25 protein-coding genes are annotated in these 26,912 nt (G+C 66.6%); 13 read left to right on the top strand and 12 right to left on the bottom strand.

The window, feature by feature from the left end:
• Nucleotides 1–26: 26 nt before the first annotated feature.
• From gorA to pgi, 3 genes are all read right to left on the bottom strand, one after another.
• Nucleotides 27–1,376 carry a glutathione-disulfide reductase gene (gene gorA / locus AC3WJR_RS17275; RefSeq protein WP_492726494.1) on the bottom strand — a complete coding sequence of 450 codons (1,350 nt, stop codon included), beginning with the start codon at nt 1,374–1,376 and terminating at the stop codon, nt 27–29.
• Between the two features lie 89 nt (nt 1,377–1,465).
• The gene (locus tag AC3WJR_RS17270) at nt 1,466–1,810 is read right to left on the bottom strand and encodes a DUF4174 domain-containing protein (RefSeq protein WP_492726492.1); all 345 of its coding nucleotides are present in this window, start codon (nt 1,808–1,810) and stop codon (nt 1,466–1,468) included.
• Between the two features lie 26 nt (nt 1,811–1,836).
• Nucleotides 1,837–3,327 carry a glucose-6-phosphate isomerase gene (gene pgi / locus AC3WJR_RS17265; RefSeq protein WP_492726491.1) on the bottom strand — a complete coding sequence of 497 codons (1,491 nt, stop codon included), beginning with the start codon at nt 3,325–3,327 and terminating at the stop codon, nt 1,837–1,839.
• 113 nt (nt 3,328–3,440) lie between these two features.
• On the opposite strand from pgi, the gene lepB reads away from it, so the two are divergent.
• The 4 genes from lepB (at nt 3,441) to AC3WJR_RS17245 (ending at nt 7,295) form a co-directional block, all read left to right on the top strand.
• Nucleotides 3,441–4,292: a signal peptidase I gene (lepB, locus tag AC3WJR_RS17260; RefSeq protein WP_492726488.1), complete on the top strand. Its 852-nt coding sequence runs from the start codon at nt 3,441–3,443 to the stop codon at nt 4,290–4,292.
• Nucleotides 4,289–4,954 (top strand): ribonuclease III, encoded by a 666-nt coding sequence (gene rnc / locus AC3WJR_RS17255; protein WP_354283038.1) that lies wholly within the window; start codon nt 4,289–4,291, stop codon nt 4,952–4,954. Before lepB ends, rnc begins: the two co-directional genes overlap by 4 nt.
• Before the next feature lie 413 nt (nt 4,955–5,367).
• Nucleotides 5,368–6,369 carry a threonine aldolase family protein gene (locus tag AC3WJR_RS17250; protein WP_492726486.1) on the top strand — a complete coding sequence of 334 codons (1,002 nt, stop codon included), beginning with the start codon at nt 5,368–5,370 and terminating at the stop codon, nt 6,367–6,369.
• Nucleotides 6,366–7,295: a DMT family transporter gene (locus AC3WJR_RS17245; protein ID WP_492726484.1), complete on the top strand. Its 930-nt coding sequence runs from the start codon at nt 6,366–6,368 to the stop codon at nt 7,293–7,295. The genes AC3WJR_RS17250 and AC3WJR_RS17245 overlap by 4 nt, the downstream gene beginning before the upstream one ends.
• Here the strand turns inward: AC3WJR_RS17245 and AC3WJR_RS17240 are convergent.
• From AC3WJR_RS17240 to AC3WJR_RS17230, 3 genes are all read right to left on the bottom strand, one after another.
• Entirely contained in the window at nt 7,205–8,041 is an 837-nt protein-coding gene (locus tag AC3WJR_RS17240) for a Rossmann-fold NAD(P)-binding domain-containing protein (protein WP_492726482.1), read from the bottom strand. The two genes, AC3WJR_RS17245 and AC3WJR_RS17240, sit on opposite strands and share 91 nt — an antisense overlap.
• 64 nt (nt 8,042–8,105) lie before the next feature.
• Nucleotides 8,106–8,801 carry an NnrU family protein gene (locus AC3WJR_RS17235; protein ID WP_492726480.1) on the bottom strand — a complete coding sequence of 232 codons (696 nt, stop codon included), beginning with the start codon at nt 8,799–8,801 and terminating at the stop codon, nt 8,106–8,108.
• Nucleotides 8,802–8,816: 15 nt separating this feature from the next.
• Nucleotides 8,817–10,610, bottom strand: coding sequence for a peptide MFS transporter (locus AC3WJR_RS17230; protein WP_492726478.1), 1,794 nt, complete (start codon nt 10,608–10,610; stop codon nt 8,817–8,819).
• A gap of 115 nt (nt 10,611–10,725) precedes the next feature.
• Between AC3WJR_RS17230 and AC3WJR_RS17225 the strand changes: the two genes are divergently transcribed.
• Together AC3WJR_RS17225 and AC3WJR_RS17220 are read left to right on the top strand one after the other, a co-directional pair.
• Nucleotides 10,726–11,304 (top strand): nitroreductase family protein, encoded by a 579-nt coding sequence (locus AC3WJR_RS17225; RefSeq protein WP_492726476.1) that lies wholly within the window; start codon nt 10,726–10,728, stop codon nt 11,302–11,304.
• Nucleotides 11,305–11,343: 39 nt separating this feature from the next.
• On the top strand, nt 11,344–11,700 hold the full coding sequence (locus tag AC3WJR_RS17220) for a GntR family transcriptional regulator (protein WP_492726474.1): 357 nt from the start codon (nt 11,344–11,346) through the stop codon (nt 11,698–11,700).
• A 536-nt stretch (nt 11,701–12,236) separates the two neighbouring features.
• Here the strand turns inward: AC3WJR_RS17220 and AC3WJR_RS17215 are convergent.
• Both AC3WJR_RS17215 and AC3WJR_RS17210 read right to left on the bottom strand, forming a co-directional pair.
• The gene (locus AC3WJR_RS17215; protein ID WP_492726473.1) at nt 12,237–13,073 is read right to left on the bottom strand and encodes an arylamine N-acetyltransferase family protein; all 837 of its coding nucleotides are present in this window, start codon (nt 13,071–13,073) and stop codon (nt 12,237–12,239) included.
• Nucleotides 13,070–14,800, bottom strand: coding sequence for an acyl-CoA dehydrogenase family protein (locus AC3WJR_RS17210; protein ID WP_492726471.1), 1,731 nt, complete (start codon nt 14,798–14,800; stop codon nt 13,070–13,072). Before AC3WJR_RS17210 ends, AC3WJR_RS17215 begins: the two co-directional genes overlap by 4 nt.
• Before the next feature lie 38 nt (nt 14,801–14,838).
• On the opposite strand from AC3WJR_RS17210, the gene AC3WJR_RS17205 reads away from it, so the two are divergent.
• On the top strand, nt 14,839–15,912 hold the full coding sequence (locus tag AC3WJR_RS17205; RefSeq protein WP_492726469.1) for an L-threonylcarbamoyladenylate synthase: 1,074 nt from the start codon (nt 14,839–14,841) through the stop codon (nt 15,910–15,912).
• A gap of 217 nt (nt 15,913–16,129) precedes the next feature.
• Here the strand turns inward: AC3WJR_RS17205 and msrA are convergent, their stop codons facing one another.
• Nucleotides 16,130–16,672 carry a peptide-methionine (S)-S-oxide reductase MsrA gene (gene msrA / locus AC3WJR_RS17200; RefSeq protein WP_492726467.1) on the bottom strand — a complete coding sequence of 181 codons (543 nt, stop codon included), beginning with the start codon at nt 16,670–16,672 and terminating at the stop codon, nt 16,130–16,132.
• A 62-nt stretch (nt 16,673–16,734) separates the two neighbouring features.
• Between msrA and galE the strand changes: the two genes are divergently transcribed.
• A complete protein-coding gene (gene galE / locus AC3WJR_RS17195; protein ID WP_492726466.1) occupies nt 16,735–17,730 on the top strand; it encodes a UDP-glucose 4-epimerase GalE in 996 nt (331 codons plus the stop codon).
• Nucleotides 17,731–17,900: 170 nt separating this feature from the next.
• On the opposite strand, the gene AC3WJR_RS17190 is transcribed toward galE, so the two are convergent.
• From AC3WJR_RS17190 to kdsA, 3 genes are all read right to left on the bottom strand, one after another.
• On the bottom strand, nt 17,901–20,084 hold the full coding sequence (locus AC3WJR_RS17190; RefSeq protein ID WP_492726464.1) for a TonB-dependent receptor: 2,184 nt from the start codon (nt 20,082–20,084) through the stop codon (nt 17,901–17,903).
• Between the two features lie 175 nt (nt 20,085–20,259).
• The gene (locus AC3WJR_RS17185; RefSeq protein WP_492726462.1) at nt 20,260–20,574 is read right to left on the bottom strand and encodes a hypothetical protein; all 315 of its coding nucleotides are present in this window, start codon (nt 20,572–20,574) and stop codon (nt 20,260–20,262) included.
• Nucleotides 20,575–20,587: 13 nt separating this feature from the next.
• The gene (gene kdsA / locus AC3WJR_RS17180; protein WP_354283067.1) at nt 20,588–21,436 is read right to left on the bottom strand and encodes a 3-deoxy-8-phosphooctulonate synthase; all 849 of its coding nucleotides are present in this window, start codon (nt 21,434–21,436) and stop codon (nt 20,588–20,590) included.
• 155 nt (nt 21,437–21,591) lie between these two features.
• On the opposite strand from kdsA, the gene AC3WJR_RS17175 reads away from it, so the two are divergent.
• The 5 genes from AC3WJR_RS17175 to AC3WJR_RS17155 are packed head-to-tail and all read left to right on the top strand — an operon-like array spanning nt 21,592 to nt 26,891.
• Complete coding sequence (locus tag AC3WJR_RS17175; protein ID WP_354283069.1) at nt 21,592–22,587, top strand: KpsF/GutQ family sugar-phosphate isomerase; 996 nt, start codon at nt 21,592–21,594, stop codon at nt 22,585–22,587.
• A gap of 13 nt (nt 22,588–22,600) precedes the next feature.
• Nucleotides 22,601–23,452, top strand: coding sequence for a 3-deoxy-manno-octulosonate cytidylyltransferase (locus AC3WJR_RS17170; RefSeq protein WP_492726460.1), 852 nt, complete (start codon nt 22,601–22,603; stop codon nt 23,450–23,452).
• 6 nt (nt 23,453–23,458) lie between these two features.
• Complete coding sequence (locus AC3WJR_RS17165; RefSeq protein WP_492726459.1) at nt 23,459–24,067, top strand: histidine phosphatase family protein; 609 nt, start codon at nt 23,459–23,461, stop codon at nt 24,065–24,067.
• A complete protein-coding gene (locus tag AC3WJR_RS17160) occupies nt 24,064–25,701 on the top strand; it encodes a capsular polysaccharide export protein, LipB/KpsS family (RefSeq protein ID WP_492726458.1) in 1,638 nt (545 codons plus the stop codon). Before AC3WJR_RS17165 ends, AC3WJR_RS17160 begins: the two co-directional genes overlap by 4 nt.
• Complete coding sequence (locus tag AC3WJR_RS17155) at nt 25,698–26,891, top strand: glycosyltransferase family 4 protein (protein ID WP_492726456.1); 1,194 nt, start codon at nt 25,698–25,700, stop codon at nt 26,889–26,891. The genes AC3WJR_RS17160 and AC3WJR_RS17155 overlap by 4 nt, the downstream gene beginning before the upstream one ends.
• The last annotated feature ends 21 nt before the right edge of the window (nt 26,892–26,912 follow it).

The raw sequence follows: 26,912 nt of genomic DNA, 5'->3' as shown, positions 1-26,912 counted from the left end.
AATGCGGACCGCGCCACAAGCAACCCTTACCGCAGCAGCACCAGTTCCTCCGCCATTGACGGGTGCAGCGCGACGGTCTGGTCGAAGTCGTCCTTGGTCAGCCCGGCCTTCACCGCGACCGCCGCCGCCTGCAGAATTTCGGGCGAGTCCGGGCCGATCATGTGGAGCCCGAGCACCTGACCGGTCTCAGGGTTGCACACCATCTTGTACAACGCGCGCTCGTTGCGCCCCGCGAGCACGTTCTTCATCGGGCGGAAGTCGGACATGTAGACCTTGACCGAGCCGAACTTGTTCTTCGCCTGCGCTTCGGTCAGGCCGACGCCCGCCATCGGGGGATGGCTGAACACCGCCGAGGGGATGTTCTCATAATCCACCCGGTGCGGCTTGTTGCCGTACATCGTGTCCGCAAACGCCTGCCCCTCGCGGATCGCGACGGGGGTGAGCTGGACGCGGTTGGTGACGTCGCCGACCGCATAGATGCTGTCGCAGGTCGACTTGTTGTCCTCGTCGACCACGATCGCGCCCTTGTCGTCCATCTCGACGCCCGCGCTGTCCAGCCCGAGCCCTTGGGTGTTGGGCGACCGCCCGGTCGCGAACAGCACGCAATCCACGTCGATCGGCTCATGGCCGGTCATCGAGACGCGGAGACACCCGTCGCCCTGCTTCTCGATCCCCTGGAAAGCGGCGTTGAAGCGGAATTCGAGCCCCTTCATCATCGAGATCTGGAGCAGGCGATCGCGGATCGATTCGTCATAGCCGCGCAGGATCACGTCGGTGCGGTTGATCAGCGTCACCTTGCTGCCGAATTCGTTGAAGATCCCCGCGAACTCATTGGCGATATAGCCAGCGCCCGCGATCAGGATGCGCTTGGGGAGCGCGTCGAGATGGAACACTTCGTTCGAGGTGATGCCGTGTTCGTTCCCCGGGCAGTCGGGCACGACCGGCGTTGCGCCGACCGCGATCAGAATCTTGCCCGCGGTCACTTCGCGCCCGTCACCGAGCCGGACCGAATGCGGCCCGGTCACGACCGCGCGATCGAGGATGATGTCGACCCCGTTGTTGTTGAGCGTGTCGGTATAGGCGCCGTTGATCCGGTCGACCTCCTCCATCACATTGTCGCGCAGCCGGACCCAGTCGAACCCGAGATTATCGGGCACGTCCCAGCCGAACCGCTTCGCGTCCTTCAGATCCTCCGCGAAATGCGCGCCATAGACGAGCAGCTTCTTGGGCACGCAGCCGCGAATGACGCAGGTGCCGCCGACGCGATATTCCTCGGCCACCGCGACCTTCGCGCCATGCGCCGCCGCAACGCGCGACGCGCGCGTACCGCCCGAGCCCGCACCGATGACGAAAAGGTCGTAGTCATACTCAGCCATGTCTTGTCCTTCTGCAGCCGCAAAACACGCGGCCCGTAAATCCTGGTTAGTCACTGCCCCCAAACGGGGATAAGGGTAGGCCACTTATCCTAGCGCTGCCCCGCCCGGCGCATCGGCATCGCGTCGATCGTCGCGACCAACGTGGACGCGTCGATCGGCTCGGAGCGGCGCAGCGCGGCGTGGCCATCCTTGCCGACCAGCACCACGCCGAACGCCGCCTTGGGCAAACGCCACCGTTCGCGCAAAGCCGCGGCAGTGTCGGCAGCGCCGCGCACCGTGTCCCCGGTGAGTTCGACCACCGTGACGTCACGGTCGGCAAGCGCCTTTGTCATCCCCGCCAGCGCGGCGTCCTGCGCGACCCTGCGCGCATCCGCCGCGCTCGCGGCGGCGACGATCAACACCCGGCGCTGGTGGCGCATGTCCGCCACCGTCATTGAAGCCATCATCGCCGCCAGCATGATCATCCGAACGCGCGCTTGATCAGGTCGGTGGTCGACACGTCGAATTCCTGCCCGCCCGCATCCGCCGCCTTGGCCATTTCCTTGCCGAGCTCGACGCCGAACTGGTCGAACGGGTTGATCCCGATCAGCACCGCATTCACGAACACGCGCTGTTCGTAGAAGGCGATCAGCGCACCGAGCGTCCGCGCGTCGAGATCGTCGAGCAGGATCGTCGACGAAGGCCGATCGCCCGAATAGCTGCGCGCGGCGTCGTCGTTCGGACGGCCCTTCATCAGTGCGGCCCCTTGCGCAAACGCGTTGAGCAGCAACTGGCGATGGTGATCCTCCGCCAGCGTATCACCCGCCTCGATCACCGCGACGAACTCGACCGGGACCAGATGCGTGCCCTGATGGAGCAGCTGGAACACCGCATGCTGCGCATCGGTGCCGACACCACCCCAGGTAATCGGCGCGGACGGGCCGTTGAGCGGCTCGCCGTCGATCGTCACGCCCTTGCCGTTCGATTCCATCTCGAGCTGCTGGAGATAGGACGGAAGCAACCGCAACCGCTCATCATACGCAAAGGTCGCGCGCGTCTCGGCGTGGCGGTTGTGGGTGTAATAAAGGTCGGCAAACGCCGCGAGCACCGGCGCATTGTGCGCGAGCGAAGTCTGGCGGAAATGCCGGTCCATCTCGCCTGCACCCTCGAGCATGTCCGAAAAATCGTCCCAGCCGAGCGCGAGCGCCGCGGGGAAGCCGATCGACGACCACAGCGAGTACCGGCCCCCGACACTCTCGGCGAACGGGAGGACACGCGTTTCGTCGACACCCCATTCGACCGCCTTGTCGGGGTCGGCGGTCAGCGCGATGACCTTGCCGTACACGTCGTCGACGCCGCCCTCGCCCATCCACTGCAACACCGATTCGGCGTTGAGCATGGTTTCCTTGGTGGTGAAGGTCTTGGACGCGACGACCAGCAACGTCGCGGTCGGATCGAACTTGGCGAACGCTTCCTCGAGCGCGCAGCCATCGACGTTGGAGACGATTGCGACATCGTAGCGGCCGGACTCGCGCCCCAGCGCATCGACGAGCAGGTCAGGCCCAAGCGCCGAGCCGCCGATGCCGACGTGGAGCACATGGCGAATCTCGCCAAGCGCGCCGCCCTCGATCGCGTCGATCAACGCGCGCATCCGCGCATGCAGGATGCGCGCGGCGGCGACATCGTCCTCGGAACCCTCGCCGCGTTCGGCGACATGCGTCACGGCGCGGCCTTCGGTGGTGTTGATGACCTTGCCCGAGAACAGCGCCTCACGCTTGCCGTGCAGGTCCTGCGCCTTGGCGAGCGCCTCGAAGGCAGTAACCGCCTGTTCGGTCAGATGCGTCTTCGACCAGTCGAAGTGAATCCCCGCAACGTCGACGGTGAAGCGCGCGAGCCGCTCGGCATCGTCGGCGAACAGGGTTTCAAGCCGGGGGCTGGGAAGCCCCTCGATCGCGGTCCAGTCGGCTGCCATGAGTACCTCGTTGCTTGTAGGGGTGGATCGAATCCCGGTGTAGATCGCCCTAACGGCCCCCAGTTACAACCGCCAGCTTGACGACACGCTCCGCCGCCCGCAAACCGCGCGCTATGCCCGACATCGAACCCGCGCCCGTTCCGCTTGGCCAAGCGGTCCCTCGCAAGGCCAAGCCCCGCCAGTCGGAAACGCGCGAAACGCTGAGCTTCTTCCTGAAGCTCGCGATCGTCGTGTTCGTGTTCCGCAGCTTCATCTTCGCGCCGTTCAGCATCCCGTCGCAATCGATGCTGCCGCGGCTGTACATCGGCGATTACCTGTTCGTGTCCAAGTGGAACTACGGCTATTCGCGCTGGTCGCTGCCGTGGGGCGTGCCGCTGATCCCCGGTCGGATCCTGCCGCGCGACCCGACCCGCGGCGACGTCGTCGTGTTCCGCGGCCCTCCGGGCGAGGACCATGACGTGATCAAACGCGTGATCGGCCTGCCCGGCGACAGCGTGCAGATGCGCGGGGGGCAGGTGTTCCTCAACGACAAGGCGATCCCCAAGGTGCGGATGCCCGACTTCACCATTCCGCTGTCGCCCAATTATCCGGGCGGGACCGAATGCCCTGGCGAATTCATGGACTCCGACGCCGCAGGCACGCCGATCTGCCGCTATCGCCAGTTCCGCGAGACGCTTCCCAACGGCAAGAGCTACGCCGTGCTCGACCGCGGCGAGATGCCGAGCGCCGACGATACCGCAGTGTACAAGGTGCCCGCGGGCCATGTCTTCGTGATGGGCGACAACCGCGACGACAGCGGCGACAGCCGGTTCGACCCGCCGCAGGGCATGGGGTTCGTGCCGATGGAGCGGATCGAGGGCAAGGCGGTCGTGTCGTTCTTCTCGACCGATGGCTCGGCCAGCTGGCTGCTGCCGTGGACTTGGTTCAGCGCGGCGCGCTGGTCGCGGGTCGGAGAAGGTTTTTGAGCGTAGCCTTGCAGGACTGGGTGGCCGAGACGTTCGGCCACCGCCCGATCGACCTCGTCCCGTTCGAACGCGCGCTGACGCATGGCAGCCAGGCGGCGGCCAATTACGAGCGGCTCGAGTTTCTCGGCGACCGCGTGCTCGGGCTGGTGATGGCGGAATGGCTGTTCGAGCTGTTCCCGAAAGAGCCCGAGGGGGCGCTGTCGAAGCGGTTGAACGCGCTGGTGACGGGCGCGATCTGCGCCGATGTCGCGCGCTCGATCGGCGTGGTGCCGTATCTCAAGCTCGGCAAGCAGGCGCGCGACGATGGCGCGTCGGACAGCGACAATGTGCTGGGCGACGTAATGGAGGCGCTCATCGGCGCGGTCTATCTGGAAGCCGGGCTGGAGGGTGCGCGCCATGCCGTCCGCACCTGCTGGCAGGATCGCGCAAGCCGGCAGCTCGCAGCACCGCAGCATCCCAAATCCGCGCTCCAGGAATGGGCCGCGGCGCACAACCGCAAGGCCCCGACCTATGAAGTGCTGGAGCGCTCCGGTCCGCATCATGCGCCCCGTTTTCGCATGAAGGCCGCGCTCGGCGGGTTTGCGGAGGCCGAGGCGGAGGGGAGCTCGAAGCAGGAAGCCGAGACGGCGGCGGCGACCGCGCTGCTCGAGAAGCTGCGCTAACTTCGCAATTTCACGCCGTCCCGCTTCCCCGGCGAAGGCCGGGGCCCAGTCGCGGAACAGAAAATTGCTGGCGGATGCGCGCAGTTACCTCGGCCATCGCTCCTGGGCCCCGGCCTTCGCCGGGGAAGCGCATTTGGTAGATGATCCACGCTACAAACGAGGCGCAGGTGCTGTTGAAGAAACGGCGCCAATCTCACAATTTCACGCCGTCCCGCTTCCCCGGCGAAGGCCGGGGCCCAGTCGAGGAACAGAAGATTGCTGGCGACTGCGCGTAGTTACCTCCGCCATCACGACTGGGCCCCGGCCTTCGACGGGGAAGCAGATACTGAATAAGCGTCTGTAAGCATGGAACCGCCCCTAGCCCCTCCTCCCTTCGGTTGACGCCCCCGCGACCGCGCGCGTAGGCACGCCCCATGCGCTTCTTCTCCGACAATGCCGCCCCGGTGCATCCGGCCCTGTTTGCCGCGATGGCCGACGCCAACACGCTCGACACCGCCTACGACGGCGACCGCTGGAGCAAGCAGCTTGACGCGCGCTTCTCCGAAGTGTTCGAGACGCAAGTGCGCGCCCTCTGGGTCCCCTCCGGAACCGCGGCGAATTGTCTTGCGCTCGCGGCGATGTGCCCGCCGCACGGCAGCATCATCTGCCACCGCGACGCGCATATCCAGAATGACGAATGCGGCGCGCCCGAATTCTATACGCATGGCGCGAAGCTGTTCCTCGCGGAGGGCGACGGCGCGAAGCTGACGCCCGAGACGATCGGCGCGGTGCTCGACGCGACCCGCTACGACGTCCACCAGACCCAGCCGCACGCGATCTCGATCACCAATGCGACCGAATATGGCCGGGTCTATTCGCCGTCGGAGGTCGCCGCGATCGGCGAGATCGCCAAGGCGCGCAAGCTCGGGCTCCATATGGACGGCGCGCGCTTTGCAAACGCCATGGCCGCGTCCGACTGCTCGCTCGCCGACATGACGTGGCGCGCGGGCGTTACTGCGCTGAGCTTCGGGTTCATCAAGAACGGCGGGATGAACGCCGAGGCTTTGGTGTTCTTCGACACCGACCTCGCCGACGCAACGCTGTACCGCCGCAAGCGCGCCGGGATGCTGCTGTGCAAGGGCCGCTTCCTCGCCGCGCAGTTGCTCGCGATGCTCGAGGGCGATTTGTGGCTCGACCTCGCGCGCAACGCGAATGCAGGCGCGGCGCTGCTCGCACAGGGCGCGGGCGACCGGCTGATCCACCCGACCGAAGCGAATGAGGTGTTCATCCGCGTCACCGCCGAAGAAGCCGCGAAACTCCGCGGCCTCGGGTTCGATTTCTACGACTGGGGCCCCGGCGAGGCGCGGCTGGTCGTTTCGTGGGACCAGCGGCCGGAGGACATCCGCCCGCTCGCCGACGCGATCGCCGCGCTTTGAGTTCCGCGCCCCCCGGCGCCTGGCCACCCCGGTCGAGCCAGCTCGCGATCCTGATCCCGTTCGGGATCGTGACGCTGATCTGGGGATCGACCTGGCTGGTGATCCGCGGGCAATTGGGCGTCGTTCCGGCAAGCTGGTCCGTAACGTACCGCTTCCTCGTCGCCGGAATCGTGATGGCGGGCTATGCCTTCGCGCGCGGTGAACGGATCAAGCTGGACGCGCGCGGATTGCGCTTCGCGGTCCTGTTGGGCCTCGCGCAATTCTGCCTCAACTTCAATTTCGTCTATCGCGCGGAAATGCACATCACCTCGGGGCTGGTCGCGGTCGTGTTCGCGCTGATGCTGCTCCCCAATGCGGTGTTCGGGCGGATCTTCCTCGGCCAGCAGCTCGGGCGGCAGCTGATCGTTGGGATGGGCGTCGCGATGGCGGGGGTGACCTTGCTGTTCCTGCGCGAGACGCGCGTCGACCCGCACGGGCCGACCGAAGTGCTGATTGGGATCGGCTTTACGGTGCTCGCGATCTTCTCGGCCTCGACGGCCAACGTGATGCAGGGGACACAGACCGCGCGCGCCTATCCGATGATCCCGATGCTCGCGGTAGCCATGCTACTCGGCGCGCTGTTCGACGGCGTCTTCGCCTGGATCACCACCGGGCCGCCGGTGTTCGAGCCGACGCTGTCCTATGTCGCGGCGACGCTCTACCTCGGCGTGTTCGCGTCCGCAGTCGCGTTCCCGCTCTATTTTGGCGTGCTCCGCGTGATCGGCCCCGCGAAAGCGGCCTATTCGGGCGTGATGGTGCCGGTGATCGCGATGTGCCTGTCGACGCTGTTCGAGGGCTATCGCTGGTCGGCGCTCGCGGGTGCTGGCGCGGCGCTGGTCATCGGCGGGCTCGTCATCGCGCTCAAGGCACGCAGACCCACGCGATAATCCGGGTAGCGCGGGGTCCAGTACAGCACGCGCTTTGCTTTGATGTTAGAGATGCGGCGGTTCTCGGCGTAAAATCCCTGCGCCATCGGCGACAGGGTTTCGAGCGCGACGAACGGCGGTGGTTCCATCCCGAGTAACCGTGCGGCGAAGGCGACGACGTCGTTGGGGCTGGCGGGGAGTTCGTCCGCCAGATTATACGCGCCCGCAGGGCCGTTCATTCCGGCGATCACGCCCGATACGATATCCTCGACATGGCAGCGGCTGAACACTTGCCCGGGCACGTCGACGCGGTGCGAGCTCCCGCGCGCCACGCGGTCGAGCGGGGACCGCCCCGGCCCGTAAATGCCGGGCAGACGAAACACGTGCGCGCCCGACGCGAGCCACGCCGCATCCGCCTCCGCCCGCGCGCTGCGGCGGCCGGTGCCGGTCGGGGCGGTCTCGTCGATCCACGCGCCGCCGACGTCGCCATAGACGCCGGTCGAGGAAAGGTAGCCGCGCCATGCGTCCGTGCGGAGCAGGTCCGCGCCATAGGTCGTCAGGACGGGGTCGGTCTCGTCTGCCGGAGGAACCGAGGACAGGATGTGGCTCGCTACCCTGATCTCGCGCCGTACCGCGTCGGTATCGTCGAACCGGATCGTGCCAGCACGCCCGTCCCGGCTGGTGCCGACGACGCTCCAGCCGTCGCCGCGCAGCCGGTCGGCAAGCGCCTGTGCCGTGTAACCCAGTCCAAAAATCAACAAGCGCATGATGACGTCTTTCGTGGGTGGCGGAAGGTGGCGCGGTAGCCCGAACCCCACAGACGCGCCAACCCTAGCGATAGATCCAGTGCCACACCCCCGCCGCGATCCCCGCAAGCGGCAGATGCGCCCAGGTTGCGACGAGCCAGATCACTACGCCGCCCGCGATGTCGTGCGGGCGGAAGCCTCCCAGCTTCGCGCGGCGCTGTGCGATCGCAACGAACGGCCAGTAGCTCGTCTTGCGCTCCCAGTCGCGCCACAGCTCGGGCTGGAGCGATTCCTTCTTGGCGTCCTGCAGCGCCGCACCGACCAGCGCGAGCACGATGATCGCGACCGCGACGATGATGTTGGCAGCGATCGGATAGACCGCGATGTGGCACAACCCCCACAAGGCAAATGCCCACATCATCGGATGGCGGGTGATACTGAACACCCCGCGCGCCGCCGCCGGTGCGGTGGTACCCGGGTTGCCCGGCAGCGCCGGATTGCCAAGCAGCGACCCCATCAGCAGGATGCTCGCGACCAGCATCACCAGCGTCACCGGCCCCCAGATCCCCTCGCCTACCGCCCATAACGGCGCGGTGGCGGGGGCGGTCCGGTAAGCGTGCGCGAGCCAGCCGAGCGTGGCGAAGGCGACCAGCGAGTAGATCCCGAGAAACCCGTTCGCGCCGACCGCCCTGACAATCGGCGCACGGAGTGGATGGGAGAGCACGAAGTGCGAGCCGACGAATGCCGCCGCACTCACGAGAACCATTGCCGTGCCGTCCATGCCCCTACCCCCCGGTTATTTGACTCCGTGCATCCACTTCTTGAGCGGCCACGACAGGACCAGCAATACCACGCCCAGCACGATCGCGACCTGTGCAATCGTCGTGAAGGTGCCGGTATAGGTGTCGAGGCTGACCTTTAGGTTGGTGACCTGCCCGCCGACCGTGTCGACGCTGGCGAACTGCGCGACGATCCCGGCGACATATTGCGCGCAGCTGATCGACAGGAACCACACGCCCATCATCAACCCGACGATCCGCGCGATCGACAGCTTGGTGATCATCGACAGCCCGACCGGCGAGATGCACAATTCCGCCAGCGAGTGGATCAGGTACAGCCCCGCAAGCCACCAGACACCGACCTGGAACCCCGGACCGGCATAGCCGGCGCCCAGCACCAGGAACAGGAAGCCCAGCCCCACGCCGATCAGCGCGATCCCGAACTTGACCGGGATCGACGGCTCGATCCCGCGCTTGGCGAGCGTCGTCCACAGGATGCTCATGATCGGCGCGAAAGTGACGATGAAGAAGGCGTTGAAGAACTGCGTCTGCGGCGCGGAGATCGCGAAATCGCCGAACAGCCGCAGATCGGTGTTGCGGTCGGCGAACAGCGTCAACGACGAGCCGGCCTGTTCGAACAGCGTCCAGAACACGACGTTGAAGACGATCAGCACCATCGCCGCGAGCATCATCTGGAACTCACGCTTGTCGCCGATCACGAACGACCAGATCAGGATCGCGGGGATCCCGATCAGGAAGGTGCCGAACAGCAATTTGCCCATCAGCGACAACGACGCGAGATAGCCGACGAAGCCCGACCCCGGCACCGGCGGCACCGCGTTCATCAGGTTGACGAACAGGAAATACAGCACCGGCACCGCGATCAGCGCACCGATGAAGATCGGGATCGTCCGGTCGGGACCAGTGCGGACCGGGGGTTCGCCATAGCCGTTGAGCTTGCCGCCATCGAACTGGATCAGCGTGAACGAAATCAGCATGCCGATCGCTGCAAGCCCGAAGCCAGCCCACCAGCCGAACGTCGCCGCGAGGATCGGGCACAGGATCTGCGACCCGAGCGACCCGACGTTGATCCCCATGTAGAAAATCGTGAACCCGGAATCCCGTCGTCGGTCGCCCTGCGCATACAGTTCGCCGACCATGGTCGAGATGTTGGGCTTGAAGAAACCGTTGCCGACCGAGACGAGGCTGAGCGCGATCAGCATGATCGTGACGAACAGCGGGCTGCGCTCGGCGTCCGACTTGAAGCCGTCCTTGGCGATCGTCCGCGCGGTGCTGCCGTCGGCGCTGAGCAGCGAGACGGTGCCATCGTCATTGCCCTTCACCTGCAGGCGCTGGCCCTGATCGGTGATGAAGCGTTGCTCGGTGCCCGCCTTGGTTTCGACCGTGACGTTGTAGCGTTGCCCGTCGATCGTCGCGAACGGCACCGCGGTCTGCCCGCCGAAGCAGAGTGTGAAATAGCCGACCGCCATCATGATCGCGCCGAACTTCACCGAGCGCTTCGAGCCGAGATACTGGTCCGCGAGATACCCGCCGACCAAAGGGGTCAGATACACCAAAGCGGTGAACCCGCCGTAGAGGCCGGTCGCGGCGCGATCGCCAAAGATGAAATGCTTGGTGAGATACAGCGTGAGCAACGCACGCATGCCGTAATAGCCGAAGCGCTCCCACATTTCGGTGGTGAACATCCGGGCCAGCTGGCGCGGATGGCCGAACCACGTCTCGCCCGCTGCCGGATTGACATGGGAAATATCCGGCTCGCGCGGGGTATCCGCGGTCGGGGTGTCCACCATGTACAAACTCCTGAAAATGTCGTGGCGCCGGCGATTGTGGCGCGTTTGGTTGCGGGCGAGACTAACGTCAATCGCAAGTGTGTAAATATGCGGCGTACCGCGTTAAGGGCAACGCATGTTCAATGATCGCACAACCCCGCTCTCGCTCCTCGCCACCCGCCGCTCGGGCAAGCCGCGCGATTTGGTGGCACCAGGGCCCGATGCCGCCGAGCTCGAGACAATTCTGACGATCGCCGCGCGCACGCCCGATCACGGAAAACTCGCGCCGTGGCGCTTCGTCGTGGTCGCACCCGAGCAGCGCGCGGCACTGGCCGAGGTCATCACCACCGCCTATCGCGCCGAGCGTCCACAGGCTGGCGCGACCGAGCTTGCTTCGCTGGTGCAGTTCGCGGAACAGGCGCCCACTCTGGTGGTCGTGCTGTCCTCGCCCAAGACCGAAAGCCACATTCCCTTGTGGGAGCAGGAAATGTCGGCCGGGGCGGCGTGCATGAACCTGCTGCACGCCACGCATGCGCTTGGCTATGCCGGCGGATGGCTGACCGGCTGGCCAAGCTATTCGAGCGCGGTCCGCGATGCGTTCGGCGCAGATCCGGAACGGATCGCCGGGTTCATGTTCCTTGGAACGCCCTCACGGCAATTAGACGAGCGTCCACGTCCCATTCTGGAAAACATTGTTACAAAGTGGAACCATTAAAAGACTGGACATGACAGGCCCGTGCTGTATTATATCAGCATGACAGCCTTGAACAGCGAAGACTCGCCCGTGTACATCAAGCTGCGCGGGACGATTTCGGCCGCGATCCTGCGCGGCCAATTCCGCGCGGGGGATCAGCTTCCCTCGGTCCGCGCGCTTGCCGCCGAACATGGTGCCAATCCGCTGACCGTCGCCAAGGCGTATCAAAGCTTCCAGGACGACGGCTATGTCGAGGTTAGGCGCGGGGTCGGGATGTTCGTCCTGCCCGGCGCGGCGGAAAAACTGCGCGCCGCCGAACGCGCGCATTTCCTTGAGACGAGCTGGCCGCGGATCGCAGCGCATATCGACTTGCTCGGGCTCGATGTGGCGGATCTGCTGGAGCGCGAGAAGGCGTAAAGAAGCGTCGGATACAATACGCTTCCCCGGCGAAGGCCGGGGCCTAGTCGAGGAACGATGGCTTGCTGGCCGATGGGCGCAGTTATCGCCGCCATCGCTCCTGGGCCCCGGCCTTCGCCGGGGAAGCGCGTTTAATAATTGGAAGACGCTACGACGGAAGCGCAGGTACTGCTGGGGAAGCCGCGCTGTTTCTCACTTTCACACTGTTCCGCTTCCCCGGCGAAGGCCGGGGCCCAGTCGAGGAACAGAGGATTGCTGGCGAATGCGCGCAATTACCTCCGCCATCGCTCCTGGTCCTCGGCCTTCGCCGGGGAAGCGCGTTTGATCAATGAACGACGCTACGACAAAGGCGCACGTTCCACTGAGAAATCCGCGCTGTTTCTCACATTCGCACTGTTCCGCTTCCCCGGCGAAGGCCGGGGCCCAGTTGAGGAATGAAGGATTGCTGGCGGATGTGCGCCGTTACCTCGGCCATCGCTCCTGGGCCCCGGCCTTCGCCGGGGAAGAAGCGAGTGAGGAAGGGAGTCTCCCTGTCCCTACTCTGCAACCACCCCGAGTGCCGCAACCTCCTCCGCCGAAAGCGTGATCCCGAACATCATGCTCAGCCGCAGCCGGTACACGCGCGGGTCGGTGATGACCGCCTCGGTCGAATCCCCGCCCGCCCGACGCCGATAGGTCGAGTCGGTCAGCGAGGCGAAGCCGTTGGGCAGGACGATGCTGACGATCCGTGCCGAGCGGAAGCGGCCGCCGGGCGCGGTCGAGGTCCAGTGGTTGCTGAGCGCGAGGTCGGCATCGTACACCAGCCGCGTATCGAAACTGTACTGCGGCACGAATCCCGTCCCCGCCCCGCGCCCGTCGGTGGTCGCGGCATCGCCGTCGCGCAACAGCATCCAGCCATGCTCGCCCGCCCGGTCGAGCCGGAACAACGCGCCGTCGGGCGCGGTCGCCTGTGCGCTGTCGATCAGCGGCATCGGCGGAGTGTAGCTGCCGTCGAAACCGGGGTCGGCGATCCACTGTTCGTCACCGAGCGTCACCAGGCTGAGCGTATGGGTCAGGGCGGGCACATCGCTCGCGCCGAGCCAGACGCGCGCCAGCAACGGGCGCGCGTCGAACCCGAGCGCGTGCAGCGCATCGAGGAACAGCCGGTTGTGCTCGAAACAATATCCTCCGCGCGCCGCACCCACCAGCTTGGCGAAGACCGACGCACTGTCGATCGCGATCCCGCGCCCCAGTCGCACGTCGAGATTCTCGAACGGGATCGCCAGCCGGTGCGCGCGTTGCAGCACGCCGAGGCCAAGATGGTCGACCGAGGGCCGTGCCGGGAGGTGAACGCGCGCGAAATAGGCGTCGAGGTCGAACACAGCGTCGCTCATGCCGCGAACGTCTCGGGCGCGATCGAATAGAGCACGCTTGCATCCGCCATCGCCGCGGCTTTCAGCCCCATCGCCTCGGGGACGATCTGCGCGACATAGAAGCGCGCGGCGGCGACTTTCATGCCGAGGAAGTCGCGGTCGCCCTCGGCGTCCGCGGCGATCCGGCCCTGCCGCTCCATCAGCCAGCCGCACACCGCGACCGACAGCATCGTCAGGAACGGATAGCTCGCCGCGAGCTTGTCGTCGGCGTCGAGCGTCGCCAGCCGCCGCCCCACCTCGTCGCAGGCGTCGATCAGCGCGTTCAGCCCGCTGTCCTGCGCCTCGGCGCGCATATCGGCGATCAGGCGGGCGAAGACGCCGCCATTGTCCATCGATAGCTTGCGCCCGACCAGATCGGCGGCCTGGATCCCGTTGGTACCCTCGTAAATCGGGGTGATGCGCGCATCGCGGAAGAACTGCGCCGCACCCGTTTCCTCGACATATCCCATCCCGCCGTGGATCTGGATGCCGAGGCTCGCGACTTCATTGCCGAGATCGGTGCCATGCGCCTTGGCGAGCGGGGTCAGGATATCGAGCCGCTCCTGCCCGCCAGCTTCGCCGAGCGTCGCGCGATCGACCTGCGCCGCGGCGTAATAGACCAAAGCACGCGCCGCTTGGGTCTGCGCCTTCATGCGGAGCAGCATGCGGCGGACGTCGGGATGCTCGACGATGCGGACGGGGGCTGCATTGCCCGAGCCCGCGCGCGCCGACTGGACGCGGTCGAGTGCATAGCCGACCGCCGCCTGCGTCGCTGCCTCGGCGACCTGAACGCCCTGCAGGCCGACGTTGAGGCGCGCGTTGTTCATCATCGTGAACATCGCACGGATGCCACCGAACTCGGCACCGATCAGCTCGCCGATGCAATCGTCCTGGTCGCCGAAGCTCAGCACGCATGTCGGGGAGGCGTGGAGGCCCATCTTGTGCTCGATCGAGACGACGCGGACGTCGTTGAAATCGCCGGGGTTTCCGTCCGCGTCGAGGCGGTATTTGGGGACGAGGAACAGCGAGATGCCCTTGGTCCCGGCGGGCGCGCCGGGGGTACGTGCGAGGACGAGGTGGACGATGTTGGGCGCCATGTCGTGATCGCCGAACGAAATGTAGATCTTGGTGCCCTTGATCAGGAACGTGCCGTCTCCCCGCGGGGTTGCCGAGGTGCGAAGCGCGCCGACGTCGGAGCCTGCCTGCGGTTCGGTCAGGTTCATCGTGCCGGTCCATTCGCCGGTCGCGAGATGCGGAAGGTACAGCGCCTGCTGCTCCGGCGAGCCGTGGTGCGCGAGCGCCTCGATCGCGCCGACCGTCAGCGTGGGCGCGAGCGCGAAGCCCATGTTCGCTGCCCCCAGCGTATCGAGCACCGCGGTCTGGATCGCGAAGGGGAGCCCCTGCCCGCCGAATTCCTCGGGAACGCCGATCGTGCCCCAGCCGCCTTCGACGTAATCGTGATACGCCTTGATGAAGCCATCGGGCATGACGACGCCTTCCGGAGTCCATTTCGCGCCGACCGTGTCGCCGGTGCGCAGCAGAGGCGCCCATTCGCCGACCGCGAGTTGCCCGACCCCTTCGAGCACCGCATCGACGACATCGTCGCTCGCGGCGGCGAAGCGTTCGGTCGCGGCGAGATCGGCAATCCCGACGATATGGTCGAGCACGAAACGCTGGTCGGCGGTGGCTGGAGTGAACACGGGCGGCATCCTCTTATCGCGCAGGTTTGTGCGGGCTATAGCGCCGCATGATGACCGCGCCAAACCCGCCGATGCAGACGCGAACCTTACCCTACGGTGCCGTAGCGATCGCCGAGGCCGCCGCGCTGATTCGCGCAGGGCAGCCGGTCGCGATCCCGAGCGAGACGGTCTACGGACTCGCCGCCGACGCGACCGACTCGGGGGCGGTTGCGAGGATCTATGCGGCCAAGGGGCGGCCGAGTTTCAACCCGCTGATCGTCCATGTGCTCGATCTCGCGGCGGCGGAGCGGATCGCGGTGTTCGATTCAACCGCGCGCGCCTTGGCGGCGGCGTTCTGGCCGGGGCCGCTGACGCTGGTGTTGCCGGTGCGTACCGATGCGGGGATTGCGTCGCTGGTGACCGCGGGGCTTGCGACCGTTGCGATCCGGGTGCCTGCGCACCGTGCGATGCGCGCGCTGATCGAAGCGGCTGGGGTGCCCCTCGCTGCGCCGTCCGCCAATGCGAGCGGCGCGATCAGCCCCACGCGCGCGGCGCATGTTGTGGCGTCGCTGGGTGGGCGAATCGCGCTGGTGGTGGATGATGGCGCGACCGAGGCTGGGGTGGAGTCTACGATCGTTTACGGGTTGCAGGTGTTGCGGCCTGGGCCGGTGACGGCAGAGGATCTAGCGCGGTTCGGGGATATTTCCCCCGCCCCCCCATTGCACTTCCCCGGCGAAGGCCGGGGCCCAGTCGAGGGCGATGTGCAAGCGAGTACTGCGCTCTCTTCCGACCCGGCCACTTCTGGGCCCCGGCCTTCGCCGGGGAAGCAAGGAGAAGACGGGGAAGCGGCAATCATCACCGCCCCCGGCCAGCTCGCCAGCCATTACGCACCGAACAAGCCACTCCGGTTGAACGCGACCGAGGCGGAGGCTTCCGAATATCTCATCGGGTTCGGCGAAGTCGCGGGCGACACTACGCTATCGGCGCATGGCGACCTGACGGACGCCGCCGCTGCCTTGTTCGACGCGCTCCACCGCGCCGACGCTTCCGACCGCGCGCGCATCGCGATCGCACCGATCCCGTCGGATGGCATCGGCACCGCCATCAACGACCGCCTGCGCCGCGCCGCGCATCGGGACTAGCCGTCACCGGTCGCAAGACCGGTGACGGGAAGAGTCCCACAATACCCGAGTGCGCTTCCCCGGCGAAGGCCGGGGCCCAGTCGAGGGCGGTCGGCAAGCACGTGCTGCGCTCTCTTCCGACCGGCCCGCTCCTGGGCCCCGGCCTTCGCCGGGGAAGCGCGAAAACGCAGAGGGGGCAGGCAATCGACGATCGCCTGCCCCCCGCCCCCACACCGCGTTACGCCGAGACCGTCTTCGACCGCGCCGCAAAGCTCTTGCGCAGCTTTGCCAGCTTGGGCGGGATCACCGCCATGCAGTACGGATTGCGCTGGCCTTCGCTGTCCCAATAATCCTGGTGATAGTCCTCGGCCTCATACCATTCCGTCAGCGGCTCGATCGTCGTGACGATCGGCGCGGGCCAGTCCTTTGCCGCACGCTCCATCGCCGCACGCGCTTCGGCGGCCTGCTCGTCCGAATGCGGGAAGATCGCCGAGCGATATTGCGTGCCGACGTCGTTGCCCTGGCGGTTGAGCGTCGTCGGGTCATGCGTCGCGAAGAACATGTCGAGGATGTCGCCATAGCGCACCTGATCGCTGTCGAAGGTGACGCGGATCGCCTCGGCATGGCCGGTATCGCCGCCGCACACCTGCTTGTAGGTCGGGTTGGCGATCTTTCCGCCGATATATCCGCTCTCGACGCTTTCGACTCCGATCACGTCCTTGAACACCGCTTCGGTGCACCAGAAACACCCGCCTGCCAGCGTTGCGACTTCGCTTGCCATCATTCGCTCCTTGTTTAGGGGTCTAAGATAGGTACGGCGGCAGGCGACAAAAGGGGACGGCGATGCTTGACGGTTCGGTGCTGGTGACGGGGGGCGCAGGCTATATCGGTAGCCATGCGGTGCTGGCGCTGCTCGATGCGGGCCACAAGGTCGTGGTCTACGACAATCTGACGACGGGGTTCGACTGGCTGGTCGACCCGCGCGCGACGCTCGTGCGGGGCGAGATCGAGGACGACATGCTGGTCCGCGCGACGATGCGCGATCATCGCGTGCGCGCGGTGATGCATTTCGCCGGATCGATCATCGTGCCCGAATCGGTGAGCGATCCGCTCAAATATTACCGCAACAACACGGTGGCGAGCCGCGCGCTGATCGAGAGCGCGGTCGTTTCGGGGGTGAAGCATTTCATCTTCTCGTCGACCGCCGCGACCTATGGCACGCCAGAGCGCGTGCCGGTCGCGGAAGGCGATCCGACCGTGCCGATCAACCCGTACGGCACCTCCAAGCTGATGACCGAGGCGATGCTGCGCGACGTCGCGGCGGCGCATCCGATCAACTATGCCGCTTTGCGCTATTTCAACGTGGCGGGGGCGGACCCCGCGGGGCGCAGCGGCCAGTCGACGATCGGCGCGACGCACCTGATCAAGATCGCGGTCGAGGCGGCACTCGGCAAGCGTGAGACGGTCGGGGTCTATGGCACCGATTACGCGACCCCCGACGGCACCGGAGTGCGCGACTATATCCATGTCAGCGATCTCGCGGCGGCGCATGTCGCGGCGCTCGACGTGCTGATCGCCGAACCGACCCGCAGCCACACGCTCAACGCGGGCTATGGCAAGGGGTTCTCGGTGCTCGAGGTGCTCGACGCGGTCGACCGGGTAACCAACCGCAAGCTCGAGCGCGTGGTGAAGGGACGCCGCGCAGGCGATGCGGGGGAACTGGTCGCGGACAATCGCGCGATCCTGGCGACGCTCGACTGGACGCCGCAGCGCGCGGATCTCGACCTGATCGTACGCGATGCACTCGCGTGGGAGCGCAAGCTGAGCGAGCGGGAGTAGGTACCTCTCCCGGTTTCGGTTTCGCTCCCCCCTTCCAAGCTACCGCTTCCCCGGCGAAGGCCGGGGCCCAGGAGCGAAACGGTGGACGTCGAAGCACTGCGCTTCGTTACCTCGACCACTTCGACTGGGCCCCGGCCTCCGCCGGGGAAAGGAAGTTGGTGTAACGCCGCTCAGATCGTCTTGCTGATCCCGAACAGGAACCCGCGCCGCGCGCCGAACTGCGGTGCGCCCACCCCGACGCCGGATCCGTCGCGGATCTGGTACACATGGTCGCCGACGTTGATGATGTCCGCGCGGATCTCGATCCCCGGGCCGGCGAAATTGTGGCTCGCGGTCAGATTGACCACCGCATAGGGCGGCAGCTTGGCTCCATTGGGGACATCGCCGTCGCGGCGCAGTCCCGAGCCGTACAGCATCGACGCGCCGACCCGCGTATCGCGCAGGAAGCCCTGCTCGATCCGGTAGGACGCACCTGCAGAGGCGGTCCACGTCTGGTCGTGGTCGAGATAGATCGACCGGCTGGCGATCGTCGCGAGATCGGCGGGGTCGAAGTTGAACTGCGAGGAGACGATGTTGGTCCCCTGCGCCTTGGCATAGGCAAGGTTGCCGTACAGCGACAGGCCGTGCGCGGCGTAGCTGATGTTGCCCTCGACGCCCTTGATCGTCCCGCGCGCATAATTGAACGGCGTCAGGATGATCGGCGCGCCGAACTGGCCTTCGTCGAGCAGATTGTACGACTTGCGATAATAGCCATCGAGCCCGACCGTCACCGTAGGCGACAGCTTCCACTGCCCGCCCACGTCGAAATAGTCCTGCTTCTCGGCATAGGGGGTGTCGGTCAGCGGCGGGGAGACGCCGTCGTCGCCGGGGGCCTGCGCACTGGTGCCGCGGAACTTGAGGACGCTGGTGGTGGCGACGTTGCTGAACGGCGGCGGCGAGAAATAGCGCGAATAGCCGGCGTGAAGCGCAAGCCCCTCGACCGGGGTCAGCACCGCGTTGACGCGCGGCGAGAAGGCGCTCTCGGCGCGGTAGCCGTTATAATGATCGAACCGGCCGCCGAAGTTGACGATCAGCGGGTCGGCGATCTTCCATTCGTCCTGGAGATAGACGCTGTAGGTCATCTCGGTCGCGCTACCGTTATCGATCACCGTCACCGGCTCGCCAAGCTGCGCGCCGGCGTCGTCGACGTCGAACACTTGGGTCGAGGTACGGCTGTTGTTGCGGTCGCGTGCGATGATCACGCCGCCGCGCAGCGTGTGCGCGGGGCTCAGCCGATAGGCCCCTTCGATCTGCCCGCCGAAGGTGAAGTCGCGCTTGTACGCATTCTGCGCGAGCCCGTTGAACAGCAATTCGCCGAGCACGTCGGGGGTGTAGCGCAGCGCCGAATAGCGCGCGAACAGCGACGCCTGGAGCGTCAGCGGCCCGGAATCGTGGAGCAGGCTGGCGAGCGCGAAGGCGGTTTGTTCGTGCTGGCGTTCGTCGAGGTCGTTGCTCAGGAAATCGCTGACGCCGCCGACGCTATAGCCGCTGTCGGGGCGAAGCCCGCGCGGGTTGGGGATCTGGTAGCTCTGGTCGGCATAGCCACCGATCAGCGAGACGCGGTTGTTCGCATCCAGCGTGTGGTCGAGATAGACGAAGCCCTGATATTGGTCGGTCTTGTCGTGCAGCGGGGTGCGCCCGGAATCGACCGGGTCGATCCCGTTGTTGCTGTGCTTGTAGCTGCCGGTGACGAAGTAATTCGTCTGGCCGGTCGAGCCGCCATATTCGATGCTCGGCTGGATCGTATCGTTGGTCCCGCCGTAGATTTGCGCGACGCCGCTATTGTCGAAATGGCTCTTCGTGGTGATGTCGATGATGCCCGCGGTGCGCAGGCCATATTGCGCGGGAAGCGCGCCGGTGCGCAGGTCGAACCGCTCGACGATGCGCGGGCTGAGCGTCTGGCCGAACACCGAGACGCCTTCGGGGAGGATCGTGCCGTTGATGCGATATTGCAGATTGTTGTGATCGTCGCGCACGTGGAACTGCCCACCGCCATCTTGGACCACCCCCGGCAATTGCAACAGGATCTGGTTCAGCTGGAGATTATCGCCACCGGGGAGCGCCTTGATCTGCGCCGCGGTGATCGAATAGGTCGTCGCGCCCAGGCTCGGCTGGATCGACGCCCGCGCCGCATCGAGACGACCGGTGACGACGATGTCGGGGCCACCGGCCTTGTTCGCCGCGGTATCGGCAGGCGACGCCGCAGTGGTCGGCGCTGGCGCAGGATCGACTTGCTGCGCAGGCTCGGCGGCGAAAGCGGCGGCGGGAAAGGCAAAGGACGCGGCGACGCTGGACAGCAGAAGGAATCGGTTCATGCGGGAGACGGCCTTTTTAGAACATCTTGGTCGGGTGCGATGACGGCCCGGTACATGTGATGAGATAAAGTATCAAGGCCGAGTCATCGTCTCCCGGAACGATTCGGCCCTGACGCTCCCGCCATGCGCAACCTGCGTGGCGGGAGCCACCTTGCGGGGGGATGAACGGGGTGGCTTACCGCCCCCTTCCGAAGGTGACCGCTGCGGCCAGCGCCGCCGAAGCCGCGATCGCGACGGCGGTCTCGGTGAACGAATGGCTGTTCCACTGCCACACCTCGAGTCCGGCATAGCCCGGCATGTTCGCCCGCCGCCCGGCACCGAATTGCTCAATCCACTGATATTCGCGCTGGGTGATCTCGCGCATGATGCACACCGCGCTTCCCGCGAAACAGCCGGTCCACACCGACGCGCGCGTCGGCGCGCCCAGAGCGCGCGCGATGACCCAGCACAGCAGCTGAACCCCGATCGCCACGGGAACATGCGCCAGCATCGCGCCGGCGCCCTCAGGCGACCGCGTCGAGCCCGCCGGCCTTCACCAGCGCATCGATCCCGACGAGCTGCTCGAGCAGCGCTTCCAGCCGGTCGAGCGGCCAGCTGTTCGGGCCATCGGACAATGCCTGGTCAGGATCGGGATGTGATTCGATGAACAGCCCCGACACCCCCGCCGCGACCGCCGCGCGCGCCAGCACCGGTACGAACTCGCGCTGGCCGCCCGATCGGTCGCCCTGCCCGCCCGGCAATTGCACCGAATGGGTCGCGTCATAGACCACCGGGCAGCCGGTATCGCGCATGATCGCGAGGCTGCGCATGTCGGACACGAGGTTGTTATAGCCAAAGCTCGCGCCGCGCTCGCACATCATGAAATTGTCGGTCGGCACCCCTGCCGCCGCCGCCGCCGCGCGTGCTTTGTCCGCGACATGCCGCATGTCGCCGGGGGCAAGGAACTGGCCTTTCTTGATATTGGCGGGCTTACCCGATGCCGCGACCGCCGCGATGAAATCGGTCTGGCGCGCGAGGAACGCCGGGGTCTGCAGGACATCGACGACGTCCGCGACCATCTTGACCTGATCTTCGCTATGGACGTCGGTCAGGATCGGCAGTCCGGTTTCGGTGCGGACCTTCTCCAGGATGCGCAGACCCTCCTCGATTCCCGGGCCGCGGAACGACGCGCCGGAGCTGCGGTTGGCCTTGTCGAACGAGCTCTTGTAGATCAGCAGGACGCCCAGCCGGTCGGCGATCTTGCGAAGCTGCGTCGCGGTGGAAAGCGCGAACGACTCGCTTTCGATGACGCACGGGCCGACGATGAAGAAGATCGGCTCGGCCGGCCCGATTTCACGCCCACACAACTGCATTATGCTTTTTCCCTTGCCACGCGCGGAACCTGTCTCTCTAGCAATGCGCTTTGCCGCAGTGCGGCGATCTGTGGCGTCGTTTGGCTGGATGTCAACGCGATAACACTTTAGTTGTAGGTCGATATTACCCTGTCGCCTGGAACTGCGAGGAACATATGCAAGCAATCGCTGCAAAGGTCTTGGACGATTCGGGCTTGCTGTCCGCACTCCGCACGACGCGGATCGAGATGGACGCCCTTCAGTCGCTGTCCGAGGCATTGCGGGTTGCGCCACTCCGCGACAGCTTTCTGGAGACCGTGGCGATCCTCAGCAAATTGTCCGGCCGCCTGATTGTCACCGGCGTCGGCAAGAGCGGGCTGGTCGGGCGCAAGATCGCCGCGACGATGGCCTCCACCGGCACCCCGGCGTTGTTCCTCCATTCCAGCGAAGCCAGCCACGGCGACCTCGGCATGATCAGCGCCGGCGATGTCGTGCTGGCGCTGAGCTGGTCGGGCGAGACCGCCGAACTCGGCGCGATCATCACCTATTGCCGTCGTTTCGGGGTCACGCTGATCGTCGCGACCGCGCACCCGGAGAGCACCGCCGGGCGCGCCGCCGACGTCTGCCTGGCATTGCCGAAAGTCCGCGAAGCCTGCCCGAACGAACTCGCGCCGACTTCCTCGACCGTCGTCCAGGCGGTGCTGGGCGACGCGCTCGCGGTGGCGCTGACCGAACAGCGCGGCTTCTCGCGGTCGGACTTCTTCGTTTTTCACCCGGGCGGACGTCTTGGCGCGCAATTGACCACGGTCGTGCAATTGATGGCCGAATCGAGCGAAGTGCCCAAGGTCCGGCTCGGCGCGACGCTGCTCGACGCGACGATGGAAATGAGCCGCAAACGGTACGGCTGCACCGCGGTGGTCGATCATCACGACCGGCTGGTCGGGGTCTTCACCGATGGCGATCTGCGGCGCAGCTTTGCAAGCGAACGGCTCGCCGACGATATCGGCGAGCATATGACGCCGACGCCGATCACGGTCACGCCCGACACGCTGACGTCGGATGCACTGCGAATCCTCAACGACAATGCCGTCTCGGTGCTGTTCGTATGCGAGGATTCGCGGCCGGTCGGCGTGATCCACCTGCACGACATCCTGCGGGCAGGCGTTGTCTGAGATTCCGCGCGACTTGACCCCCACCAACCCGATCCCCGCCAACCCGATCCCGGCCGACCTCATCGTCGTCCCGGCCCGCTTCGGGTCGAGCCGCTTGCCGGGGAAACCCCTGATCGAGATTGCTGGCGCGACGCTCCTGTCGCGCGTCGTCGCGATCGCGCGCGAAGGGGCTGCGCGCGCCGGGAACGTCGACGTCGTCGTCGCGACCGACGACCAGCGAATCCACGATCATGCGCAAGCGCTCGGCTGCGCGGCGGTGATGACCGATCCGGATATCTCCTCGGGCTCGGGCCGCGCCTGGGCGGTCGCGCGCGACCGCGCCGTCGCCCCGCCGATCGTCGTCAACCTTCAGGGGGACGCTCCGTTCGTCCAGCCCGCGCTGATCGAGGCGCTGATCGCTGCTCTGCGTGGATCGTCCTGCTCGGTCGCCACCCCGGTCGTCCAGCTTCCCTGGCCCGCGCTCGATACGTTGCGCCAGCACAAGACTGTATCGCCGTTCAGCGGCACGACCTGCACCCGCCGCGAGGACGGGCGCGCGCTGTGGTTCTCGAAGACCGTGATCCCCGCGATCCGCGACGAGCAGCGGTTGCGCGAGCGTGAGCCGCTGTCGCCCGTGTTCCGCCATATCGGCCTGTATGCGTACCGCTTCGATGCGCTGCGGCGGTTCGAGGCGACGCCGCCCACGCTGTACGAACGACTCGAGGGGCTCGAGCAACTGCGGTTCCTCGAAACGGGCGAGCCGATCCTGACGGTCGCGGCGGATGCGATGCCGCACACCATGTCGGGGATCGACACGCCCGCCGATCTCGCGATGGCGGAGCGGCTGATTGCGGAATACGGCGAACCCCAGTCTTCGTGGATCTGAGCGTTTATGGGTCTGAGCGTCTTCATCGTCCGGCATGGCAATACGTTCGCGCCGGGGGAGCCCGCACGCCGGATCGGTGCGGCGACCGATCTCGCCCTCGTCGAGAGCGGAGTCGCGCAGGCGGAAGCGTTGGGCCTTGCATTTGCGCGAGCCGGGATCGGCTTCGACCGCGCGCTGGCGGCGCCGCTGCGGCGGACGCGATCGACGATCGCGGGAATCCTCGCGCATCAGCCCGCCGCGCTGCAGGTCGAGCCCGCGGACTGGCTGACCGAAATCGACCACGGTCCTGACGAGGCAAAGCTGGAACCAGAGGTGATCGACCGGATCGGTGAAGCCGCACTCGTGCGGTGGGACCATGCGGCGGAAGCACCCGAAGGATGGATCGTCGATGCGGATCGCCGGATCGCGGGATGGCGCGATCTGTTTGCAACCGCGCAAGGGCGCATCCTGATCGTGACGAGCAACGGCGCGGCGCGGTTCGCGCTGCTGGCGGACGAGGACCTCCAGCGTCAGGCCAGCGCGCTGCCGACGCTCAAGCTGCGGACCGGCGCCTATGGCGTGATCGAGCGTGATGGGCACGGGCTTCGCCTCGGCGCCTGGGACCAGCGTCCATGAGCGACGCAGCCTTGCCGCCGCTGTTGCGCGCGCCCCCCTTCCCCGACGGCGGCGTGTCCGTCACGCGCGACGGTGCCGACCGCGCGCCGGACCTGTCGCACGCGGCGATCGGCCATCTGTTCGCATCGATTCGTACGGCGCGGGTTGGCGGATGCTTCTGGGGCACGCCTTCGCCCGACCCAGTCGCGGTCGTGCTGCGCACCCGCAAGCCCGGCGAAGATGCAGCGGCGCGCGCGCTGTTGCCCGCCGCCGAACAGGCGACCGCGCAGCGCATCGCGGCCACCCCGCGTCGAAGCGAGTCGCCGACCGATCCGTGGTCACTGCTCCCCGGCATGACCGCCTTGGTCGCGCACGGCGACGACGAATGGGTCGCGCTCGCCGCGATCGCGGGGGTGCGGGTGCATCTGCTGTCCGCGGGACGCTTCGGGACGCCTGGCGACGATGTCGAGACGGTGCGGCGGACCGTTGCGCAGCATTTGGCGGGTACGCGCTACCGCGATCCGTTCACTGGCGAACCGACCGACCTGACCGCAACGATCGCCACGCTCGGCGATTGGCGACAGACGTTCGCGGGGAACCGCAACATCGTCGCCGGGTGTGGTTTTAGCTGGTGGAAACGGCATGAAATCGCGCGATTCCTGTTCACGCCCGAACACGGATTGCGTTTTTTCCGCTCCGAACGGCGTGCTTTGGCGTGGGCCGCGCACGCCGGCGGTGCGGTCGCGATCTGGCCGTCGCGCGTTTCCGACGCGATGGTGGCGAAGGCCGACGCCGACGGAGTGCCGCTGGTGCGCGTCGAGGACGGGTTCGTCCGCTCGGTCGGGCTTGGCAGTAATCTGGTGCCGCCGTCGTCGGTTACGGTCGACTGGCGCGGGATTCATTACGACCCCAGCCGCGCGAGCGACCTTGAGACACTGCTCGCGACCGCCGACTTCCCGCCCGAGATGCTTGCGCGCGCGGCACGGTTGCGCGACACGATCCTGGCGGCGGGGATCAGCAAATATGGCAGCGATACAGCGCATTGCTTCCCGGATCGTCAACCCGGACGCCGGCTGGTGCTGGTCCCGGGGCAGGTCGAGGACGACATGTCGGTGCGGCTCGGCGGCGGCGGACTGGCGAGCAACCTAGAATTGCTGCGCCGCACTCGCGCGCGAGAACCCGACGCCGAAATCTGGTTCCGCCCGCACCCCGACGTCACCGCAGGCCACCGCGTCGGCGTCGTCGCCGAGTCGGATGCACTGCACTATGCCGACCGCGTCGTCGTCGGCGGCGGGATGGCACCCCTGCTCGATCTGGTCGACGGCGTCCACGTGCTCACCTCGCTGACCGGGTTCGAGGCACTGTTGCGCGGTCGCGACGTCACCTGCCACGGCACGCCTTTCTATGCGGGCTGGGGGATTACGCAGGACCTTGGCCATATTCCCGATCGCCGTGGCCGCACGTTGAGCGTGCTGGACCTGATCGCTGCGGTCCTGATCGCCTATCCACGCTACCTCGATCCGGCGACGAGCCTGCCCTGCTCGCCCGAAGTCCTGATCGGCCGCATGGGGCAAGGGGCCACACACAACCGACTCGGCTGGGTCAGCCGACTGCGCCAGGCGCAAGGACGCCTGATGGGAGCGAAGACATCGTGAAGAAGCGCGTAATTCTCGATATTTCGCGCCTGATCTCGCGCGCGCGGCATCACACCCCCTCGGGCGTCGACCGGGTCGAGATGGCCTATGCCCGCGGATTGCACGACCGGCTCGGCGATCGGCTCGATTTCGCCGCGGTCCATCCGCTGGCAGGCTATGGCCGGCTGTCGTCCGAGACCGCGCTGCGCTACCTCGACCTGCTCGAACGCCGCTGGGATTCGGAAGGCGGCGGGGTCGAGCAGCGCTCGCTGCGCGAAACCGTGCCGTTGTTGATGACGCTGCTCCCCAAGCCCGGTCGCGCGACTCCCGGCAGCGTCTATGTCCAGGCGTCGCCACATCACCTGACCCGGCCTGCACTCGTCCAGCGTATCCTTGCGCGCGAGCAGGCACAATTTCTGTGCCTGGTGCATGATCTGATTCCGATCGAATATCCCGAATATGCGCGCCCCGACGGTGCCCGCCTGCATCAACGGCGGATCGAGACGATCGCCGCTTATGCCGATGGCGTGATCGTCAATTCCGCGGCGACGGGCGATTCGATGCGTCCGTGGATCGCGCGGACCGGACGCGACGTTGCGATCCACGTCGCGCTGCTCGGCACGCAGGTCATGCCCACGACCGCCACGCCGATCGCGGTGCCCGACGTGCCCTATTTCCTGTGCGTCGGCACGATCGAGCCGCGCAAGAATCACCTGCTGCTGCTCAACCTGTGGCGGACCTTCGCCGAGACGTTGCCGCAAAACGAGATCCCACGGTTGATCATCGTCGGTCGGCGCGGGTGGGAGAATGAACAGGTGATCGACATGCTCGAACGCTGCCCGTCGCTGCGAGGCCATGTCGAGGAGCGCAACGGCTGTTCGGATCAGCATCTCGATGCGTTGCTGCGCGGGGCCCGCGCGCTGGTGCTGCCGTCGTTCGCCGAGGGGTACGGCATGCCGGTCGCCGAGGCGCTCGCCGTCGGCACGCCGGTCATCTGCAGCGACCTGCCCGCGCTGCGCGAAGCGGGCGGCTCAGCACCGGACTATCTGGATCCGCTCGATGGGCCGGCCTGGCGGCGGGCCATTTTCGACCATTTCAACGCCGGGCCAATGCATGCTGCGCAACTGGAGCGGATCCCCGCCTATCGCCCCCCAACATGGGCGCAGCATGTGGACATCGTCATCGCGGCGATCGACGCGCTACAGCGGTGAACGGACCGGGCCGCTGGCCCG

The sequence above is a fragment of the Sphingomonas sp. FW306-05-A genome, assembly GCF_058782275.1.
Note: the sequence above shows the minus strand (reverse complement) of the source record. Positions and strands in the feature narration are given on the sequence as shown.

Excerpts from the sequence above, each read along its gene's own strand:
- gorA (WP_492726494.1), bottom strand. The coding sequence starts at position 1,376 with ATGGCTGAGTATGACTACGACCTTTTCGTCATCGGTGCGGGCTCGGGC.
- AC3WJR_RS17270 (WP_492726492.1), bottom strand. The coding sequence starts at position 1,810 with ATGACGGTGGCGGACATGCGCCACCAGCGCCGGGTGTTGATCGTCGCC.
- pgi (WP_492726491.1), bottom strand. The coding sequence starts at position 3,327 with ATGGCAGCCGACTGGACCGCGATCGAGGGGCTTCCCAGCCCCCGGCTT.
- lepB (WP_492726488.1), top strand. The coding sequence starts at position 3,441 with ATGCCCGACATCGAACCCGCGCCCGTTCCGCTTGGCCAAGCGGTCCCT.
- AC3WJR_RS17250 (WP_492726486.1), top strand. The coding sequence starts at position 5,368 with ATGCGCTTCTTCTCCGACAATGCCGCCCCGGTGCATCCGGCCCTGTTT.
- AC3WJR_RS17240 (WP_492726482.1), bottom strand. The coding sequence starts at position 8,041 with ATGCGCTTGTTGATTTTTGGACTGGGTTACACGGCACAGGCGCTTGCC.
- AC3WJR_RS17235 (WP_492726480.1), bottom strand. The coding sequence starts at position 8,801 with ATGGACGGCACGGCAATGGTTCTCGTGAGTGCGGCGGCATTCGTCGGC.
- AC3WJR_RS17230 (WP_492726478.1), bottom strand. The coding sequence starts at position 10,610 with ATGGTGGACACCCCGACCGCGGATACCCCGCGCGAGCCGGATATTTCC.
- AC3WJR_RS17225 (WP_492726476.1), top strand. The coding sequence starts at position 10,726 with ATGTTCAATGATCGCACAACCCCGCTCTCGCTCCTCGCCACCCGCCGC.
- AC3WJR_RS17220 (WP_492726474.1), top strand. The coding sequence starts at position 11,344 with ATGACAGCCTTGAACAGCGAAGACTCGCCCGTGTACATCAAGCTGCGC.
- AC3WJR_RS17215 (WP_492726473.1), bottom strand. The coding sequence starts at position 13,073 with ATGAGCGACGCTGTGTTCGACCTCGACGCCTATTTCGCGCGCGTTCAC.
- AC3WJR_RS17210 (WP_492726471.1), bottom strand. The coding sequence starts at position 14,800 with ATGCCGCCCGTGTTCACTCCAGCCACCGCCGACCAGCGTTTCGTGCTC.
- AC3WJR_RS17205 (WP_492726469.1), top strand. The coding sequence starts at position 14,839 with ATGATGACCGCGCCAAACCCGCCGATGCAGACGCGAACCTTACCCTAC.
- msrA (WP_492726467.1), bottom strand. The coding sequence starts at position 16,672 with ATGGCAAGCGAAGTCGCAACGCTGGCAGGCGGGTGTTTCTGGTGCACC.
- galE (WP_492726466.1), top strand. The coding sequence starts at position 16,735 with ATGCTTGACGGTTCGGTGCTGGTGACGGGGGGCGCAGGCTATATCGGT.
- AC3WJR_RS17190 (WP_492726464.1), bottom strand. The coding sequence starts at position 20,084 with ATGAACCGATTCCTTCTGCTGTCCAGCGTCGCCGCGTCCTTTGCCTTT.
- AC3WJR_RS17185 (WP_492726462.1), bottom strand. The coding sequence starts at position 20,574 with ATGCTGGCGCATGTTCCCGTGGCGATCGGGGTTCAGCTGCTGTGCTGG.
- kdsA (WP_354283067.1), bottom strand. The coding sequence starts at position 21,436 with ATGCAGTTGTGTGGGCGTGAAATCGGGCCGGCCGAGCCGATCTTCTTC.
- AC3WJR_RS17175 (WP_354283069.1), top strand. The coding sequence starts at position 21,592 with ATGCAAGCAATCGCTGCAAAGGTCTTGGACGATTCGGGCTTGCTGTCC.
- AC3WJR_RS17165 (WP_492726459.1), top strand. The coding sequence starts at position 23,459 with ATGGGTCTGAGCGTCTTCATCGTCCGGCATGGCAATACGTTCGCGCCG.
- AC3WJR_RS17160 (WP_492726458.1), top strand. The coding sequence starts at position 24,064 with ATGAGCGACGCAGCCTTGCCGCCGCTGTTGCGCGCGCCCCCCTTCCCC.